We start from the raw sequence: 15,754 nt of genomic DNA, 5'->3' as shown, positions 1-15,754 counted from the left end.
ACCTCCCGGGGCTCTGTTTGATCCGATGGTACCGCCGGCCACGGGAGGGGTCAACGCGGGAGCTTCATACCCCCGTGACAGACCTCCTACCCTTTCACGGCCCCCGCGGTGAGGCCCGCGATGAACCGGTCCATGAAGGCAGAGTAGACCACGGCAATGGGGACGCTGGTCAGAAAGCAGGCAGCCATGAGGGATCCCCAGTAGAACACATCCCCCCGGACCAGGGCCACGGGAACCCCCAGGCTGATGGTCATGCGATCTACCTGGCTGATGAAGGTGAGGGCGTAGACGAATTCCTGCAGGACCAGGGTGAAGGCGAAGATGACCACGGTGAGCATTCCGGGCACCGCCAGGGGGAGCACCACCCTCCCGATCACCGCGAGCCGGCTGTAGCCGTCCACGAGTCCCTGCTCCTCCAGCTCCCGGGGCACGGATCGGAAGAAGCCCATCATGAGCCAAGTGCAGAACGGGACGGTGAAGGTGGGATAGACGAGCACCAGGGCCCAAGGAGAGTTCTGGAGTCCGAGCCACGAGACCACCCGGGCGAAGGGAAGGAAGAGCAGGGTGGGCGGGACGAGGTAGGTGAGGAAGATCCCGATCCCTAGCCGCTCCCCCCACCGGCCCGCGAGGCGAGCGAGGCTGTAGCCCGCGGGGACCGCCACCAGCAGGGTGATGAGGACCACCAGGGCGCCCACCAGGGCGGTGTTCCGAAGCCACAGGAGGTAGGGGGTGTTGAGGAACAGGAGCCGCACGTGGTGCAGGGTGGGCGGTTCGTTGAAGATCCAGGGGATGTGCTGCAGGTTCGTGGCCCCCACGTACAGATCCCGGTTCTGTTTGAAGGCGGTGATGAGCATCCAGTAGAAAGGGAAGACGGCGAACAGGGTGAAGGCCAGGGCCGCGGCGTACAGGAGCGCCCGCCGAAGGAACTTGGCGAGCCTGCGGGCTTTCAAGTCCCCACCTCCGCCCTCCGGGCCACCCGCAGCAGGAGCACCGCCACCACCAGAAGGATGGGCAGGAGGAAGATGGCCACCGCGGCCCCCTGGCCCAGGCTCGCGCCCAGGATTCCCCTCTGGAAGGCGAGGGTGCTGAGCACGTGGGTGCTGTTGTAGGGCCCTCCCCGGGTCAGGAGCCACACCACGCTGAAGTCCGTGGCGGTGAACACAAGGCCGAAGAGCACCGCCACCGCCACCACCGGGAGCAGCATGGGCAGGTTCACGTGAAACAGCCTGCGCCAGAACCCTGCTCCGTCCATCAGGGCCGCCTCCCGGATCTCCTGGGGAATGGCGGCCATGCCTGCCAGGATCACCACGGTGGCGAAGGGGAAGGTGCGCCACACGTGCACGGTGGTGATGGCAACGGTGGCGAGCCCGGGGTCTCCGAACCAGTACCACCACCCCTGCAGGAGGCCCAGCTTCTTCGCGGTCCAGTTGATCACGCTGAAGGTGGAGTCGAAGATCCACACCCAGGCCATGGAGGACAGCGCCACGGGAGCCGCCCAGGGCAGGAGGAGCAGGGAGCGCACCAGTCGCTTGCCCACAAAGGCAGCATCCAGTACGTGGGCCGCCACGGTGGCGAGCACCATCACCAGCAGCTGCGAGACGACCATGAACCGCAGGGTGTTCTGCAGGGCCCGGTGGAACTGGCTGTCGGAGAGCAGTACCTGGAAGTTCCGGAATCCCACCCAGGAGAACTCCAGCCCTCCCGCCACCGCGGAGGAGAAGCTGAGGAGGATGGCGAGGACGAAGGGGACCCCCACCAGAAGGATCACGTAGAGCAGGGCCGGTGCGAGCAGAAGGGGACCGAGGACGGATTCCCGGTCCGCCAGGGTACGGCGTCGGGCCTGCGCCACGGGGGCAGGAACCGGGAACTCCGCGGAGCGCCGCAGGGCCATGGGCCCGCCTAGGGGGTGGAGAGGCGCACCGCTCCCGCCCGCTCCAGCCGGCGGCCCGTGTTCCGATCGAAAAACCGGAGGGCCCGTCGGGGAACCGCGAACGCGTACACCTCCCCCTCCGCGATGGGCACGGTGATGGTGGCGGGGACCGCGGCGATCACGGGCTGGTCCGTGCGCTGTTCCTCCTCCAGGTACCCGTACACCAAGCGGTCCGAGCCCAGGTACTCCACCTCCCGCACCCGAAGGGAGTAGGTGACCACGTCCTCCCCGGGATCGAACACGCTGCGGGGCAAAAACGCCTCCGGCCGGAACCCCACGAGGGTATGGGAATCCTGCTCGATGAGGTTCATGGGCGGAGAGCCGAGGAAGGTGGCCACAAAGGTGTCCGCGGGATCGTCGTAGACTTCCTGGGGCTTCCCGATCTGGCGGATCCGGCCCGCGTCCATAACCGCGATGCGATCTCCGAGTCCCATGGCCTCCACCTGATCGTGGGTTACGTAGATGGTGGTGGTCCCCAGGTGTCGCTGCAGCTGCTTCAGCTCGAACCGTGCCACCGCCCGCAGCTTCGCATCAAGGTTGCTGAGGGGCTCGTCGAGCAGAAAGAGCTTCGGGTCCCGCACCACGGCCCGGGCCAGGGCCACCCGCTGCCGCTCCCCACCCGACAGCTGCCGCGGCCTGCGGCCCAGCAGCCGCTCGATTCCGAACATCTGGGCGCTGCGAACCACCCGCTCCCGGATGCTCTCCCGGGCCAGGCGCATGGCCTCCAGGGGAAACGCGATGTTCTCGAACGCGGTCTTGTGGGGATAGAGGGCGTAGCTCTGGAAGACCATGGCGATGCCCCGGGCCCGGGGCGGCACGTTCTCGTCCACCAGCTGCCCGCCGATGTAGATCTCACCGCGGGTGGGCACCTCCAGGCCCGCAATCATGCGCATGAGGGTAGTCTTGCCGCAACCGGAGGGGCCGAGGAGGACGAGCAGCTCACCCTCCTCGACCGACAGGTTCACCCCGTTCACGGCCCGGACGTCCCCGAAGTGCTTATGGAGGTCTCGGATCTCCACATACCCCATGGCCACCGCTCCCACACATCGCCATTTTCGCTCACCGCCGGTCCCGGTCACCACCCCCCACGAATCCCTGGCGCCGCCACTTCTGGAAGATCTCCAGACACCAGCGGTGGGTCTGCGCCACGGCCTCCCGCACGGAGAGACGGCCCGTGGCCGCCTGCGCGAACATGTCGGGGATGAGGTAGGTGTCGAAGATCTCACCCTCCGCGGGGTTCGCAGGGCCGGGGTGGCCGATGTTCGTGGACCATTGCTCCGCATCCGCGAGCACCGCGAGCTTGTTGAGGGGCCTGGACCCGAAGGGATCCCGCAGGCAGGCAGCCCGGATCCACTTCCGCCCCTCGTCGGGCTTCTGGGCCACGGGCACCCGCCGATCCGCCACGGAGCCCACGAAGGAGGGGAAGTTGTAGAGCTTGCTCGCCAGCACCGCATCCCGGTAGTTCTCCAACAGGTGCAGCAGGAACTCCTTGGCGTTGTCGGGGTTGCGGCTGAACCGCCAGATCACCCACACGCCCATCACGTGCTCGCTGGCCCACCGCCCTCCCGGTCCCCGCAGGGCGGGCACGAAGAAGATGTCGTCCGCCACGGGAAGCCGGTTGTCCTGAGCCGTACGGTACGCGGAGATGGAGTTCAGGATGTAGGCGGTCTGGCGGGCGTTGAGGGCCTGGTTGTTGCTGGCCGCGTTCCAGCTCAGGACCGCGGGGTTCATGCACTCCCGAAAGAGCCGCACCCCGTACTCCACCGCCCGGATGGTCTGCTCGCTGTTGAGGACAACGTTCTCGTTCGCATCCTGGATGCTGGCCCCGAAGGACCACAGGATGGCCCGGCAGGCCATGTTGGAGTCGATGTCCTGGCTGAAGCCGATGCCGATGGGAATCTGGATCTCCGGAAACCGGCGCTTGATCTCGTTCCCGGCCCGGATCAGGTCGTCCCAGGTCGTTGGCCCGTTGGGGTAGCCCACCGCGGTCCACACGCTCTGCAGGTAGTCGCCTGGATCCGGCACCCAGTTGTCGGAGAACCCATAGAACTTCCGGGTGTTGGGGTTGTACACGCTCTTGCGCACGAGCGGCACCATGGGGCCGTACCGCCGTTCCGCCTCCTGGTTGATGTCCCGCAGGTCCAGGACGTGCGGCTCGAAGGCGCTGGGCGGAGCCAGGAAGAAGAACAGGTCGTGGCCCTGCTGAGCGGCCACCTCCGCGTTGGCCCGCGGGACGATGTCCGCAAACGAAATGTGGTCCACGGTGACCCGGATCCCCCGCTCGCGTCCCCACCGCTCCGCGAAGGGGTCGAACCACTCGTCGAAGGCGGGCACGAAGTGGCTCCAGGTCATGATCCGGAGCTCCCGCTGCTGGGCCGCGGCGTAGTTCCGCACGAACACGTACGGAGCCACAGCACCGCGGTGCCTACCGCGGCCCGCCTGAGGAACTCCCGTCGGGAGATCCGCTCCCCGCCTTCGTTCCCTACTTTCCGCCCTTCTGCCATCTCCACCCACCTCCTCCCTCAGCCTCGAGGAACGGTTACGCCCCGACGGCAGGCTTTTCCTGCGGGCCCTCGGGGATCAATCCGGAACCACCACCGCCCGTCCCACGATCTCTCCCCGGTCCAGGGCCCGATAGGCGGCGTCCGCCTCCTCCAGGGGGTAGGTGCGGGAGATCAGCTGGGAAAGCGGGAACGCGCCGCGGGCCACCAACTCCACCAGGAGCGGCATATCCGAGCGGGCCCGGCCCCCGTAGGACCCCACGACCTGGAGCTTCCGCCGCACCAGACGGGTGACCTCCACGGGAGCTGTCACCCCCGCAGGCGCGATCCCCACCATCACCGCCCGCCCGCCGTCCCGCACGGACTCCACCGCCTGCACGAAGGTCTCGGGCCGCCCGAGGGCCTCGAAGGCCACGTCCACCCCCCGCTCCCCCGTGAGCTCCCGGATGGCCTCCTGCGGGCTTTGCCGCCTGGCGTCCACGGTGTGGGTAGCTCCCAGACGCCGCGCGGCCTCCAGTTTCTCCTCCCGCACATCCACCGCGATGACGGGGTAGGCTCCAAACAGCCGCGCCAGGGTCACGAGGGCGGATCCCACTCCGCCCACCGCGAACACCGCCACGGACTCCCCGAAGCGCAGCCGGGCCGCGTGGCGCACCGCGCCGAAGGCGGTGAACACCGCGCACCCCAGCACCGCGGCGGGCTCCAGGGGGATGGCGGGGGGCAGCGGGAAGACGGCGGTGGCCGGGACCACCGCGTACTCCGCGAGGCCTCCCATGGAGTACATCCACACGGGGGACCCGTCGGGACGAAACAGACGCGTCTCGCCATCGTAGAGGGTTCCCCGCAGGCGGTTGTACTGGAAGAACCGCTCGCACAGGTCCTCCTCCCCCCGCACGCAGTACGTGCATCGCCCGCAGGGAAGGATGAAGGTGCACACCACGGGCTGGCCCCGCCGGAGCTCCTCCACCCCGCTTGCTACCTCCTCCACGATCCCGCTGATCTCGTGGCCCAGCACGCACGGCGTGGGAAAGACCACCTCCCCCTTGAGCACGTGGAGGTCCGTGTGGCACACGCCGCAGGCCTTCACGCGGACCAGGACCTCCCCGGCCTTCGGGCGAGGGTCCCGCAGGATCTCCGTACGCAGGGGCTGGCCCACTTCGGGAAGGACTGCCGCCCTCACCGCGGACCTCCCACCCCCACCACGGCGTCCAGGAACTCCGTGATGGCCCGCGCGAAGGCCTCCGGCTGTTCCACCTGCGGAACGTGCCCGCAGGCATCGAGGGTCACAAGCTGGGCGTGCGGGATCCGGTCCAGGAACATCTGCGCGCTGCTGGCGGGGATGAGCTCGTCCTGCCGGCCCCACAGGATCAGGGTGGGGATGCGGATCCGGAACAACCGCGCCGCGAGCTTCGGAGCCGTCGGCGCGGAGGCCCAGGAGAGGCGGGCGGAGGTGGCCCGGTTTCGGTACAGGATCCGCACCTCCTCTCGCCCCAAGGGGGGCCGGGCCGCGGCCAGGGACTTGTCATAGTATGCCAGGGGGGCGAGCTCATCGGGCGGGGTAGCGAAGATGTCCACCTGCGCCGCTCCCAGGTTGATCCCGACGGGGGCCACCAGGATGAGAGCCCGAAGCGGGTGCGTGCACACGCTCGCGAGCTCTGAGGCAATCCAACCGCCCAGGGAGTGGCCCACGAGTACCGCATCCCGCAGGCCCTGCGCCTCCAGGAACTCCAGGTAGAAGATGCCCAAGTCGTGCACCGTCTCCACCCACCCCGGCCGCCCGCTCTCCCCGTATCCCGGGTGCTCCGGGTAGAGGACGGTGTACCGACGGGCCAAAAGATCCATGCCCGGACTCCATGCAGGGCCCCCGGCCCCGTGGAGGAACACCAGGGGTGGCCCCTCCCCGACCTGCCACATCCGGATTTCTACCCCTGCCACGGAGACGCGTTCCCAGGTCGGTTCCACTTCCCCCACCTCCTTTCCTCAGGGTGCGAGGTACAGGCCTCCGTTCACGTCCAGGGTGGCTCCCGTGATGTAGTTGCCCGCCTCCGAACACAGCATCAGGACCGCCGCGGCCATCTCCTCCGGGGTTCCCGGACGTCCAAGCGGAATCCTCTGGACCAAGGCCTCCAGATCTCCCCGGACCTCCCCGTGCGGGACGAAGCCCGGGGCCAGGGCATTGACGGTGATGCCGTGGGGCGCAAGTTCCAGGGCGAGGGTCTTCACGAGACCGAGGATCCCTCCTTTCGCGGCGGCGTAGTGCGCCCCCACCCGCACGCTCCCCTGCCGGGCCGCGATGGAGGAGAAGAGGACGATGCGGCCGAACCGCTGCCGCCGCATCACGGGCACGAAGGCCCGGCAGCACAGGAACGCGGTGGTGAGGTTGGCGTCCAGCACGAACCGCCATCGGGCCAGATCTATGGTCTCAAACGGCTCGAATCCCCGCTCCATCCACGGTTGGCCCGGGATCCCGCCCGCGAGCCCCGCGAGGAAGTCCACCCGATCCCAGGCCTCCACCACCCGCTCCGCCAATCCAGCCACGTGCGCCTCGCAGGTGAGATCCGCCGGGTAGACCTTCAGATGCGGGTGGGAAAGCGCCTCCTCCAAGCTCTGCAGGCCCCTTTCATCGAGATCCACCGCGGCCACCGCGGCTCCCTCCTCCAGGAACCGGCGCACCACGGCCTGGCCGATCACACCCGCGGCGCCCGTGACCACCGCCACTCGCCCCGCGATTCCTGTAAACCTCACGCGCGGTAGATCCCTCCGTTTGCGTCCACCACCACGCCCGTGAGATACCCCATCTCCTCGGCGCACAGGGCGGCTACCAGCTCCGCCATCTCCTCCGGCGTTCCAGGCCGGCGCAGGGGAATCTGGGCGATCAGCGCTTCCCGATGGCCCTCCGGGAGGGCCTCCATCCCCCGCCTTCCCCGCCAGCTGGCCACGAGCCCGGGGGCGATGGCGTTCACGGTGATGCCGTAGGGTGCGAGCTCCAGAGCGAGCTGCTTGGTGAGGCCGATGACCCCCGCCTTCGCCACCGCGTAGGGTCCGCTGCTGAAGACCTCCGCGGGCCTCGTGCCCGCCCGTCCCGTCACGGAAGCGAAGTTCACGATCCGGCCCCATCCCTGCCGCATCATCCACGGGGCAAAAGTCCTGCAGGCGAAAAAGGTCCCCTCCAGGTTCACGCCCAGAATCCGGCGCCAGGCTTCCCTTGAACAGTTCGTGATCCCCAGGAAGGCAGAGGGGGGTCCCCCCTCCAGATCCTCCGGTCCGATGGCCCAGCTCCCGCCCGCGGCGTTCACGAGGATGTCGACCCGCCCGAACCGGCGCGCCACCGTCTCCGCTACCGCCTCCACCTCCTCCAGACGGCTGACGTCCGCCCGCACGCACGCGCACGGCACACCGAAGGCCTCCACCGCGGACCGGAGCGCTCCGAACCCGGCCTCGTAGAGATCCGCGACCACCACGCAGGCGCCTTCCTGAGCAAGCCGCACGGCCGCGGCGAACCCGATGCTCCTGGGCTTGGCGGCTCCGGTGAAGACGGCCACCCTCCCCTTCATTATCTCCCTAGCCCGCGGGGATCCTGCGGGAGGCAAGCCGGGCGGGCTCCGTCTCCAGTTCCGCCCGCTCCGCCCGCCGCATCCAAACACCCCGGGAGGTGGTGGGGTCCAGGGCGTCCCGCACCGCGTCTCCCAGCAGGTTGAAGGAGAGCACCGTGCACAGCAGCGCGAGGCTCGGGCAGAGCACGACCCAGGGCGCTTCCCGGAGCACCATCTGCCCCATGCTGGCGATGTTGCCCCAGGTGGGAGTGGGTTCCACGATGCCGATCCCCAAGAAGCTCAGGAGGGCCTCCGTGAGGATGGCGGTGGGGATGGTGAGGGTTCCCAGCACGATGAGGGAGTCCAGGGTGTTGGGCAGGATGTGGCGCAGGAGGATGCGGGGTGAGGAGGCTCCGATGGCGCGGGCCGCCTCCACGTAACTCTGCACACGGATCGCCAGGACCACGGCCCTCGCCACCCGCGCGAACCGGGGCGCCACTCCGAAGCTCAGGGCCACCACCACGGGGAGAACACCGTTTCCGAGCAGGGTGACCACCACCATGGCGAGGATCAGGGGAGGAAAGGCCAAGAAGACATCCACCAGCCTGGAGAGAACCTCCTGGGCGAAGGGGCCGGAGAAGCCCGCGGCCATGCCCCACACCGTTCCCACGGCGCCCCCTACCACCACGGTCCCGATCCCCACCACCAGGGCGTACCGGGTGGCCCACACCGTACGGCTGAGCACGTCCCGACCCAGCCGATCCGTCCCGAAGGGGTGCTCCGGAGTCGGAGGAGCCAGACGCTCCAGGCTCTGCGCGAAGGGATCCGCCAAACGCAGGTAGGGGACGAGAATCGCCACCCCCACCAGGAGGACCACGAACCCGGAGGCCAGCCAGAGGATCCAGCTTCCCTGGATGGTGCGCCGGAGCCGCCGTACCGCCGAGGTCTCCCAGCCTCCGGAGTACCCGCCTTGCGCCATCTCCCCCCTCAAGCCGTCACCCTGGGGTCCAGGATGGTGTAGAGGAGATCCACGAGTTGGTTGAGGAGGATGGTGAGGAGGACGGAGACCAGCACGATCCCCTGGATCAGGGGATAGTCCCGGGCATAGATGGCGTCCAGCAGCAGCCGTCCCAGGCCCGGCCGAGCAAAGATCCCCTCCACCACCACCACGCCGCCCAGGAGGGTCCCCATGTTCAGGCCCACCACGGTCACCACGGGGATGAGCGCGTTCCGCAGGACGTGCCTCCGGAACACGTGGAAGGGCTCGAGGCCCTTGGCCCAGGCGGTGCGCACGTAGTCCTGGCTCAGGACGCCCAGCACGCTGGACCGGGTGATCCGGCTCACCAAGCCCGCAAGGAACATCCCCGTGGCCAGGGAGGGAAGCACCAGGGCCTTCAGGGTTCCCCCGATCCCCTCCCCCAACCCCGAAGCTGGGAAGATCCGCCAGTGGAGGGTGAAGGCCACGAGGAGCACCACCCCCCACACGAACACGGGAAGGGACACGCCCACGAGGGCGAGGATGCTCACCAGCTGGTCCACGGGCTTGCCCCGGTTCAAGGCCGCCACAACCCCCGTGGGGACACCGATGAGCACGCTCACCACAGTCCCTCCCAGGGCCAGCAGCAGGGTCGGGCCCAGGGCCTGGGCCAGGAGGTGGGCCACGGGGGTCCGGAACGCGAGAGAGGTGCCCAGGTCTAGCCGGACCAGCCCGCCCAGGTACTCCAGGAACTGCCGCCACAGGGGCCGATCCAGGCCCAGCTGGGCCCGCAGGGCCTGCACGGATTCAGGGGTCGCGCTCACGCCCAGCATGGCCGCCGCGGGATCCCCGGGGACCACCCGCAGGAGAACGAAAGCGATGACCACCGCCCCAAGGACCGTGGGCAGGATCTGCACGATCCGGCGGAGGAGGCGCCTGGCCATCCTCGGTCACTCGAAGAACAGCCGCGAGAGATCCAGGCCCCACAGGGCCTCCACCCTGCGCGGTAGGCCCCGGAGATTGGGCACGTGCACGTTGCGGTCGAACTCCATCACGAGCGGGATCATCCACACGTTCTCCATGATCTTCCGTTGGAGGGCCACGTACATCTGCCGCCGCTTCTCCACGTTCGTCTCCCGCCGCGCGGCCGCCAGCTCCGGCTCCAGATCCAGGCCGCTGATGTAGATGGCGCCGCCCTTGGACCGGCTGAAGACGTCCGAGAGGTAGAAGTCCGGATCCGGCTGGCGCACGCAGCAGTGCACCGCGAAGGAGATGCTGCCGTCCCGCCGCAGGACCCGCTGGATGAAGGTGGGCTGATCCAGGACCTCCTGCTGGACCCGGATGCCCACCCGCCGCAGCTGCTCCGCGATCACATCCGAGGTCACCTTCATGACGTCGAAGACCTGCATGGGGAGATCCAGGCCGTCCCGGTAGCCGGCCTCCGCCAACAGCTGCCGGGCCTTGTCCGGGCTGTACTCATACCGCGGCACCTGCGTGGTGGCTGCGAAGTACCCCTCCGGAACGGGCGAGTACCACGGCCGGCCGTAGCCCGCCATGCTGAGGGCGATGATCTGCTGCCGGTTGATGGCGTGGGCGATGGCCCGTCGTACCCGTAGGTCGTCCAGGGGCTTTTTTGTGACGTTCATGAGGATCACCCGGGGGAGGTTCCGGCTGTAGTAGGTCACCGCGAACCCCCGCTCCCGCAGGCGCTTGATCACCGTCTCGTCCAGGGCCTGGATGCTGTACAGCATGTGGTACTGCCCGTTCTCCAGCCCCACCACCATGGCGTTCAGATCCGGGACCGTTCGGGTGATGATGCGTCGGATGCGGGGGCGTCCGCCGAAGTGCTGGTCGAAGGCCCGGAGGACCACCTCCGTGCGGGGGACAGCTCGCTCCACCTCATACGGTCCGGTGCCCACGGGATCCCACGCGAAGGCCGTGCCCCGCTCCCGGGCCGCCCGGGCGTTCACCACGGGACCCACCCGGTAATTGGTCAGTAGGTGCAGGAATGGGGCATACGGCTCGCTCAGCACGAACCGGACGGTATAGGGGTCGAGGATCCGGATCTCCCGCACCATGGAAAGCAGCCCCGCGAAGGGGGATCGGGTCTCCGGATCCCGCAGCCGGTCGAAGGAGGCCTTCACATCCTGCGCGGTCAGGCGTCCGTACCCCTTCTGCCAGGTCACGTTCCGCCGCAGCCGGAAGGTGTACACAAGCCCGTCCGGGGAGACCTCCCACCGCTCCGCCAGATCCCCCGTAAGCTCCGTGCTATCCGGCTTGTACTTCAGGAGGGCGTTGTACACGTTGCGGACCACCAGCATGTCCTGGGTGGTGACCGCGAAGTGGCCGTCCAGGGTGGTCTGATGGGAAGGAAAGACGATCACGAGGGTGTCCGGCTCCGCCGGACCCCCGAAACTGACCGCCCCCAACGCGAGCGGGAGCAGGACGGCAATGGCCATTATTCGCTTCCGCATCCCCCTCACCCCCTATGGGTTTGTTCGCTATTCCCTTCGTGAGGCCGGTACTTCTTCTTCCTCCAACGGCACCTTCTGTACCTCATGGGCGTGGAGGGCGGGCAGCACCTCCCGGGCGAAACGCCGGAGCTGGTTTAAGAACATCTCGTGGGGCATGGCCCCCCGGTTCATGTGCACGAGGACGGTGTTCGCCCCCAGGGCCTCCGCCTCCTCGAGGATCCGTTCCCGCACCTCCTCCGGACTTCCCCAGGGGAGGTGCTCCACATGCTGCCGGAGCCGCTCGGGGGTCATCCCCCGGTACCACTCCCGCTCCATGAGGGCCGCTGTCCGGTTCTCGGGCCGGATGTAGTCGTGGGCATGTTTGCTCACGTACCCCATCTCCCGCTGCACCCGGGTGTCCGTCACGTTCCCGTGGCTGAAGAGCGTCCGGTAGAAGTACAGGGCGTACGGTGCCGCCTCCCGGAAGGCCTGTTCCTTGCTGTCGGCTACGTACACGTCCACGCTAATGACCAGGTGCTCCGGGGTGATCCGACGCCCGTGGACCGCCAGTTGGGCCGCGTAGTACCGGATGATGTCCTGTTGTAGCCCCCGACTCCCGCGGCCCCCAAGCCCCGGGGTAATGGGCAGGTTGTACTTGGCCGCGAATTCGATGGTCTCCTTGCTGGTGGTCACGGGCACCCACACGGGAGGGTGAGGCTGCTGGACCGGCCTCGGCCAGATGGCCACATCCTTGAAGGTCCAGTACTTCCCCTCGTAGCTGAAGATCTCCTCCGTCCACAGGCCCCGCAGGATCTCCCACGCCTCCTCGAACCGCTCCCGGGACTCCGCATAGGGGATGTTGTACACCCGGTACTCCCGGGGAATACCTCGGGCGATCCCCGCGATGATCCGGCCGTTTGTGAGGCAATCGAGCATGGCGATCTCCTCCGCGAGCCGGAGGGGGTTGTGGAGGGGCAGGAGGTTCGCGTAGATCAGCATGCGTAGGCGCTTGGTGCGCTGGCTCAGGGCCGCGGCCATGAGGTTGGGAGAGTTCATGAGGCCGTACGGGGAGGTGTGGTGCTCGTTGAACCCCACCCCGTCGTAGCCCAGCCGCTCCATCTCCTCCCACGCCTCCAGGTGCTCCTCGTACGTGCGGACCGCCACTTCAGGCTTAAAGTACCTCCTCGGCAGCGGCCACGGCAGCTCGTCTCCTCTCTTCAGATGGTCCAGGTGCTCCGCATAGGGCAGGAGATCGAAGACGAACACCTTCATGCTTCCCCCCTCCCGTTCAGGATCCCGTAGTCCCCGCGAAAGAAGACGAGGGGCGCTCCCTCCGGCCGGACGACCTCCCCCCGCTCCACCTCCCCCAGGTACACGGTGTGGTCACCGGCCTCGTAGGTGGCCACGACCCGGGACTCCAGGTAGGCGAGACAATCCTCGATGATAGGGGCCCCGCTCTGCCCTGCCCGCCACCGCACCCGGGCGAAGCGCTGCGTTCCGTCCAGGTCCGGGTTCGAGAAGATCCGCGCCACCTCCCCCTGGTCACCGGCCAGAATGCTTACCGCAAACCAGCCCGCCCTGTCCAGCACCTGCTTTGTCCGGGAGGCGTTCGCCACGCACACGAGCACGAGAGGGGGATGGAGGGACACGGAGGTAAAGGCATTGGCGGTCATGCCGTGTATCACGTTCCCCGCTCTCGCCGCGAGGATGGTCACCCCCGTGGCGAACTGCCCCATGATCCGACGGAAGGTGGGAGCATCCATCGACCGTTCCCCGTTTACTCCTGTCATCCTACCACGCTAGGTCGACGTCCTCGTTACGCTCCGATGCTCCTACTCCACCGGGCCTCCCTCCGGCCTTCGCCAATCCGGCTGCGGGCCCCACTGGTTGGCGGCCCAGCGGCTATCAGGCCACTCCCGGGGCGGGTAGTGGGCCCGCTCGTCGTAGAACCGCTCCAGCTCCGCGGACAGCTCCACCCGGTTCCGGTCCGCGTCGTGGAAGAACAGGAAGAGGTTGTTACCGGGCCCGTGGCGGCCCGGTCCCCAGATGAGGGGAATCCCACGGGTCGCCAGGTGGTCCGCCCACCGCTTCATGTCCTCCCAACTAGCCACCTCGAGGGCATAGTGGTCCAGGCCCACCTCCGGTCCACGTACCGCGGCCATCACGTGGTGCGGGGGGCCGCAGCGGAGCCACACGAAGTTGCGACCCTGCCAGTCGGACACCCGGAACCCCAAAGCCCGCTCGTACCACTCCGCCACCCCCACGGGGTTCCGGGTGGTGTAGGTCACGTGCTGTAGATATGGCCCCGGATAGGCCAGCGGGGTAGGATCCGGAACCTCCTGCGGGGGCTGCAGTACCAACCGACGCCCCTCCACGTCCTCCAGGGCCAGGCCCTCCGGTCTCTCCTCGTAGGGAACCCCCGCGGCCTCTAGGTGCCCGCGGGCCTCCCGCAGATCCTCCACCTCATACACCGTGCACAGGAGGGCGGGCTCCGGAGCGGGCTGGAACTCCAGAAAGCAGGGTGCAGGGCCGGCCGCTACCCGGTTCGGTCCGAGGGCGGCGAAGCCCATCACGGTGCGGTAGAACCGCACCTGTCTGGCAGGATCCGGGCTTGCGAACACCAGACCCACCAGCCGCGTCACTGGGGAGAACCGCCGTGCGCTCATGCTCCCCTCCCCTGCCGGATCCCGGACTCCCCCCCGTCCTGGAACTCGCTATCCCCCGGCTCGTACAGACCATAAGGCAGGGGGGCCCCCACGGGCCACGTGCCCTCCACCTGCATCCGCTGGCCCACCTCCCGGGAGCGGGCCACCACACGCGCACCCAGGTCCCGCTGTCGGGGCTCCCAGAGCTCTAAGGCCGCCTCCACATCCCCCCGGCACTGGCTCAGGAACTGGCTGAGCTGCCACGCGTCCTCCGCGGCCTTCGCGGTGCCCGCGGCGATGTGCGGTCGGGCCACGAAGGCCGCGTCTCCGATCAGGCAGGTCCGTCTGTCGGCCATGCGCCCGACCTCCACGTCGCCGATGAGCTGAAGGAACGGCCGGACAGTCCCGACAACCACCTCCGCCAGCTGCGGCGGGAGCTCCAAACGCGCCCGCTCCCGCAGCTGCTCCACCAAGTTCTCCCGAACGCTTCCCGGAGGAACCGAGACGGGCTGCCGATTGCCCGCCCGATCCGTCATGAACGCGTCCAGATGGGCAGCCTCCACGTTCCAGTACCATACCCAGTTGATCCGGCTGCCCGCTCCCCGGGCCTCATCCGCCTGCACGATGGGGTAAGCCAGGGCGTGGCCGGGCTGCAGGAGGAAGTACGTGATGGACTCCGACAGCCACGCGAAGGTCTGGGGAGAAACCTCTCCCGGCCCCACGGTTCCCCGCCAGGCCAGGTATCCCGCATAACGGAAGGAAGTTCCGGGCGCGATCCACCCACGGCCTGTGGATCGGACGCCGTCCGCCCACACGAGAAGATCCGCGCTTTTCTCGGTCCCGTCCGCCAGCCGCACCCGGACTCCGTCCCTCCGTTCCTCGTAAGCCAAGACCTCACAGCCCAGGCGGTACCGCTCCCGCCCGAAAAACCCAAGGAACGCACGGTACAGGGAGGAGTACGAGGCGAACCAGTAGCGGCAGGGACTCTCGTGGACCACCGTACCCGCGCGGTCCAGATACCGTAGCTTACCTACCGCTGCCGCAAACGAGGGAAGCGCCATCCCGTGGCGCACCAGGTACCGGACGGTGGCAGGATGCAGGACGATCCCAACTCCTCGACCCTCCAGGAGGTGCAAGGAGCGCTCGTAAACGGTGACCGCACAGCCGATGGAGCGGAGCCACAGCCCCGCGTTGAGTCCCCCCAGGGATCCCCCCGCGACCGCGACCCGCAGAGGCCTCCGGAGCACGGCCCCTATCCTCGTACCGCCCCCCGCTCCGGGCCTCCCACCCCTTCGGGGGTACGCTGGAAGAGCTCAATTAGGTAGCCGTCCGGGTCCTCCACGTACATCTGCATCACCCCATCGCCCCGCGGCATGGGACCTCCCACGATGGGGATCCCGGCCCGGCTGAGCTCCGCGCGGGCCGCCTCAAGGTCCGCCACCTCGAAGGCGAAATGGGTGGCAAGACCCGTGCGCTTCGCGCTCCCCGCGTCCGGAAAGCCCGGCGGAGCCGTGGTGTCCTCCGCCAGGATGAGGTGTACTTCCGCACCCCCTCGCCGGAACCATGCCCCCCGGAAGGTGAAGGTGGAGGGCCGCGGGATCTCCTCGAGCCCCAGGACGGTTCCGTAGAACCACCGGGAGCGTTCCAGGTCCCGCACCACGAGGCTGCAGTGTTGCAGCGACCGGATGTCCACCGCTCTCCCTCCTTCCCGATGCA

At 68.4% G+C, this 15,754-nt stretch carries 16 protein-coding genes and 1 pseudogene; all 17 read right to left on the bottom strand.

All coding sequences use genetic code 11. The features are described 5' to 3' along the window. Positions 1–86: 86 nt before the first annotated feature. The 17 genes and pseudogenes from N0A24_03330 to N0A24_03250 all read right to left on the bottom strand — a co-directional run bounded on the left by N0A24_03330 (position 87) and on the right by N0A24_03250 (position 15,731). Positions 87–908 carry a carbohydrate ABC transporter permease gene (locus N0A24_03330; GenBank protein ID MCS7172432.1) on the bottom strand — a complete coding sequence of 274 codons (822 nt, stop codon included), beginning with the start codon at positions 906–908 and terminating at the stop codon, positions 87–89. A 38-nt stretch (positions 909–946) separates the two neighbouring features. Continuing rightward, the gene (locus N0A24_03325) at positions 947–1,891 is read right to left on the bottom strand and encodes a sugar ABC transporter permease (protein ID MCS7172431.1); all 945 of its coding nucleotides are present in this window, start codon (positions 1,889–1,891) and stop codon (positions 947–949) included. An 8-nt stretch (positions 1,892–1,899) separates the two neighbouring features. After that, positions 1,900–2,958 carry an ATP-binding cassette domain-containing protein gene (locus N0A24_03320; GenBank protein ID MCS7172430.1) on the bottom strand — a complete coding sequence of 353 codons (1,059 nt, stop codon included), beginning with the start codon at positions 2,956–2,958 and terminating at the stop codon, positions 1,900–1,902. A gap of 31 nt (positions 2,959–2,989) precedes the next feature. Continuing rightward, positions 2,990–4,342 carry an extracellular solute-binding protein gene (locus tag N0A24_03315; protein MCS7172429.1) on the bottom strand — a complete coding sequence of 451 codons (1,353 nt, stop codon included), beginning with the start codon at positions 4,340–4,342 and terminating at the stop codon, positions 2,990–2,992. A gap of 168 nt (positions 4,343–4,510) precedes the next feature. Further along, positions 4,511–5,611: a zinc-binding dehydrogenase gene (locus tag N0A24_03310; GenBank protein ID MCS7172428.1), complete on the bottom strand. Its 1,101-nt coding sequence runs from the start codon at positions 5,609–5,611 to the stop codon at positions 4,511–4,513. Beyond that, the gene (locus tag N0A24_03305) at positions 5,608–6,393 is read right to left on the bottom strand and encodes an alpha/beta fold hydrolase (GenBank protein MCS7172427.1); all 786 of its coding nucleotides are present in this window, start codon (positions 6,391–6,393) and stop codon (positions 5,608–5,610) included. The genes N0A24_03310 and N0A24_03305 overlap by 4 nt, the downstream gene beginning before the upstream one ends. A gap of 18 nt (positions 6,394–6,411) precedes the next feature. Next, entirely contained in the window at positions 6,412–7,176 is a 765-nt protein-coding gene (locus N0A24_03300; GenBank protein ID MCS7172426.1) for an SDR family oxidoreductase, read from the bottom strand. Beyond that, positions 7,173–7,985 carry an SDR family oxidoreductase gene (locus N0A24_03295; protein ID MCS7172425.1) on the bottom strand — a complete coding sequence of 271 codons (813 nt, stop codon included), beginning with the start codon at positions 7,983–7,985 and terminating at the stop codon, positions 7,173–7,175. The genes N0A24_03300 and N0A24_03295 overlap by 4 nt, the downstream gene beginning before the upstream one ends. Positions 7,986–7,992: 7 nt before the next feature. Further along, the gene (locus N0A24_03290; GenBank protein MCS7172424.1) at positions 7,993–8,943 is read right to left on the bottom strand and encodes an ABC transporter permease; all 951 of its coding nucleotides are present in this window, start codon (positions 8,941–8,943) and stop codon (positions 7,993–7,995) included. 8 nt (positions 8,944–8,951) lie between these two features. Next, positions 8,952–9,557 carry an ABC transporter permease gene (locus N0A24_03285; protein ID MCS7172423.1) on the bottom strand — a complete coding sequence of 202 codons (606 nt, stop codon included), beginning with the start codon at positions 9,555–9,557 and terminating at the stop codon, positions 8,952–8,954. A 168-nt stretch (positions 9,558–9,725) separates the two neighbouring features. Continuing rightward, positions 9,726–9,884: pseudogene (locus N0A24_03280) on the bottom strand (glutathione ABC transporter permease GsiC). 6 nt (positions 9,885–9,890) lie between these two features. Further along, positions 9,891–11,414 (bottom strand): ABC transporter substrate-binding protein, encoded by a 1,524-nt coding sequence (locus tag N0A24_03275; protein MCS7172422.1) that lies wholly within the window; start codon positions 11,412–11,414, stop codon positions 9,891–9,893. Positions 11,415–11,441: 27 nt separating this feature from the next. Next, positions 11,442–12,665: an LLM class flavin-dependent oxidoreductase gene (locus tag N0A24_03270; protein ID MCS7172421.1), complete on the bottom strand. Its 1,224-nt coding sequence runs from the start codon at positions 12,663–12,665 to the stop codon at positions 11,442–11,444. Further along, the gene (locus N0A24_03265) at positions 12,662–13,156 is read right to left on the bottom strand and encodes a flavin reductase family protein (protein MCS7172420.1); all 495 of its coding nucleotides are present in this window, start codon (positions 13,154–13,156) and stop codon (positions 12,662–12,664) included. Before N0A24_03265 ends, N0A24_03270 begins: the two co-directional genes overlap by 4 nt. Before the next feature lie 69 nt (positions 13,157–13,225). Next, on the bottom strand, positions 13,226–14,059 hold the full coding sequence (locus N0A24_03260; protein MCS7172419.1) for a VOC family protein: 834 nt from the start codon (positions 14,057–14,059) through the stop codon (positions 13,226–13,228). Then, the gene (locus N0A24_03255; GenBank protein ID MCS7172418.1) at positions 14,056–15,285 is read right to left on the bottom strand and encodes a hypothetical protein; all 1,230 of its coding nucleotides are present in this window, start codon (positions 15,283–15,285) and stop codon (positions 14,056–14,058) included. Before N0A24_03255 ends, N0A24_03260 begins: the two co-directional genes overlap by 4 nt. 5 nt (positions 15,286–15,290) lie before the next feature. After that, the gene (locus N0A24_03250) at positions 15,291–15,731 is read right to left on the bottom strand and encodes a VOC family protein (GenBank protein MCS7172417.1); all 441 of its coding nucleotides are present in this window, start codon (positions 15,729–15,731) and stop codon (positions 15,291–15,293) included. Positions 15,732–15,754 lie beyond the last annotated feature (23 nt).

This window comes from Armatimonadota bacterium (genome assembly GCA_025059775.1).
GTDB lineage: Bacteria > Sysuimicrobiota > Sysuimicrobiia > Sysuimicrobiales > Sysuimicrobiaceae > Sysuimicrobium.
This window is presented reverse-complemented; position numbering and strand designations above follow the sequence as displayed.

Excerpts from the sequence above, each read along its gene's own strand:
- N0A24_03270 (MCS7172421.1), bottom strand. The coding sequence starts at position 12,665 with ATGAAGGTGTTCGTCTTCGATCTCCTGCCCTATGCGGAGCACCTGGAC.
- N0A24_03265 (MCS7172420.1), bottom strand. The coding sequence starts at position 13,156 with ATGGATGCTCCCACCTTCCGTCGGATCATGGGGCAGTTCGCCACGGGG.
- N0A24_03320 (MCS7172430.1), bottom strand. The coding sequence starts at position 2,958 with ATGGGGTATGTGGAGATCCGAGACCTCCATAAGCACTTCGGGGACGTC.
- N0A24_03325 (MCS7172431.1), bottom strand. The coding sequence starts at position 1,891 with ATGGCCCTGCGGCGCTCCGCGGAGTTCCCGGTTCCTGCCCCCGTGGCG.
- N0A24_03295 (MCS7172425.1), bottom strand. The coding sequence starts at position 7,985 with ATGAAGGGGAGGGTGGCCGTCTTCACCGGAGCCGCCAAGCCCAGGAGC.
- N0A24_03260 (MCS7172419.1), bottom strand. The coding sequence starts at position 14,059 with ATGAGCGCACGGCGGTTCTCCCCAGTGACGCGGCTGGTGGGTCTGGTG.
- N0A24_03290 (MCS7172424.1), bottom strand. The coding sequence starts at position 8,943 with ATGGCGCAAGGCGGGTACTCCGGAGGCTGGGAGACCTCGGCGGTACGG.
- N0A24_03275 (MCS7172422.1), bottom strand. The coding sequence starts at position 11,414 with ATGCGGAAGCGAATAATGGCCATTGCCGTCCTGCTCCCGCTCGCGTTG.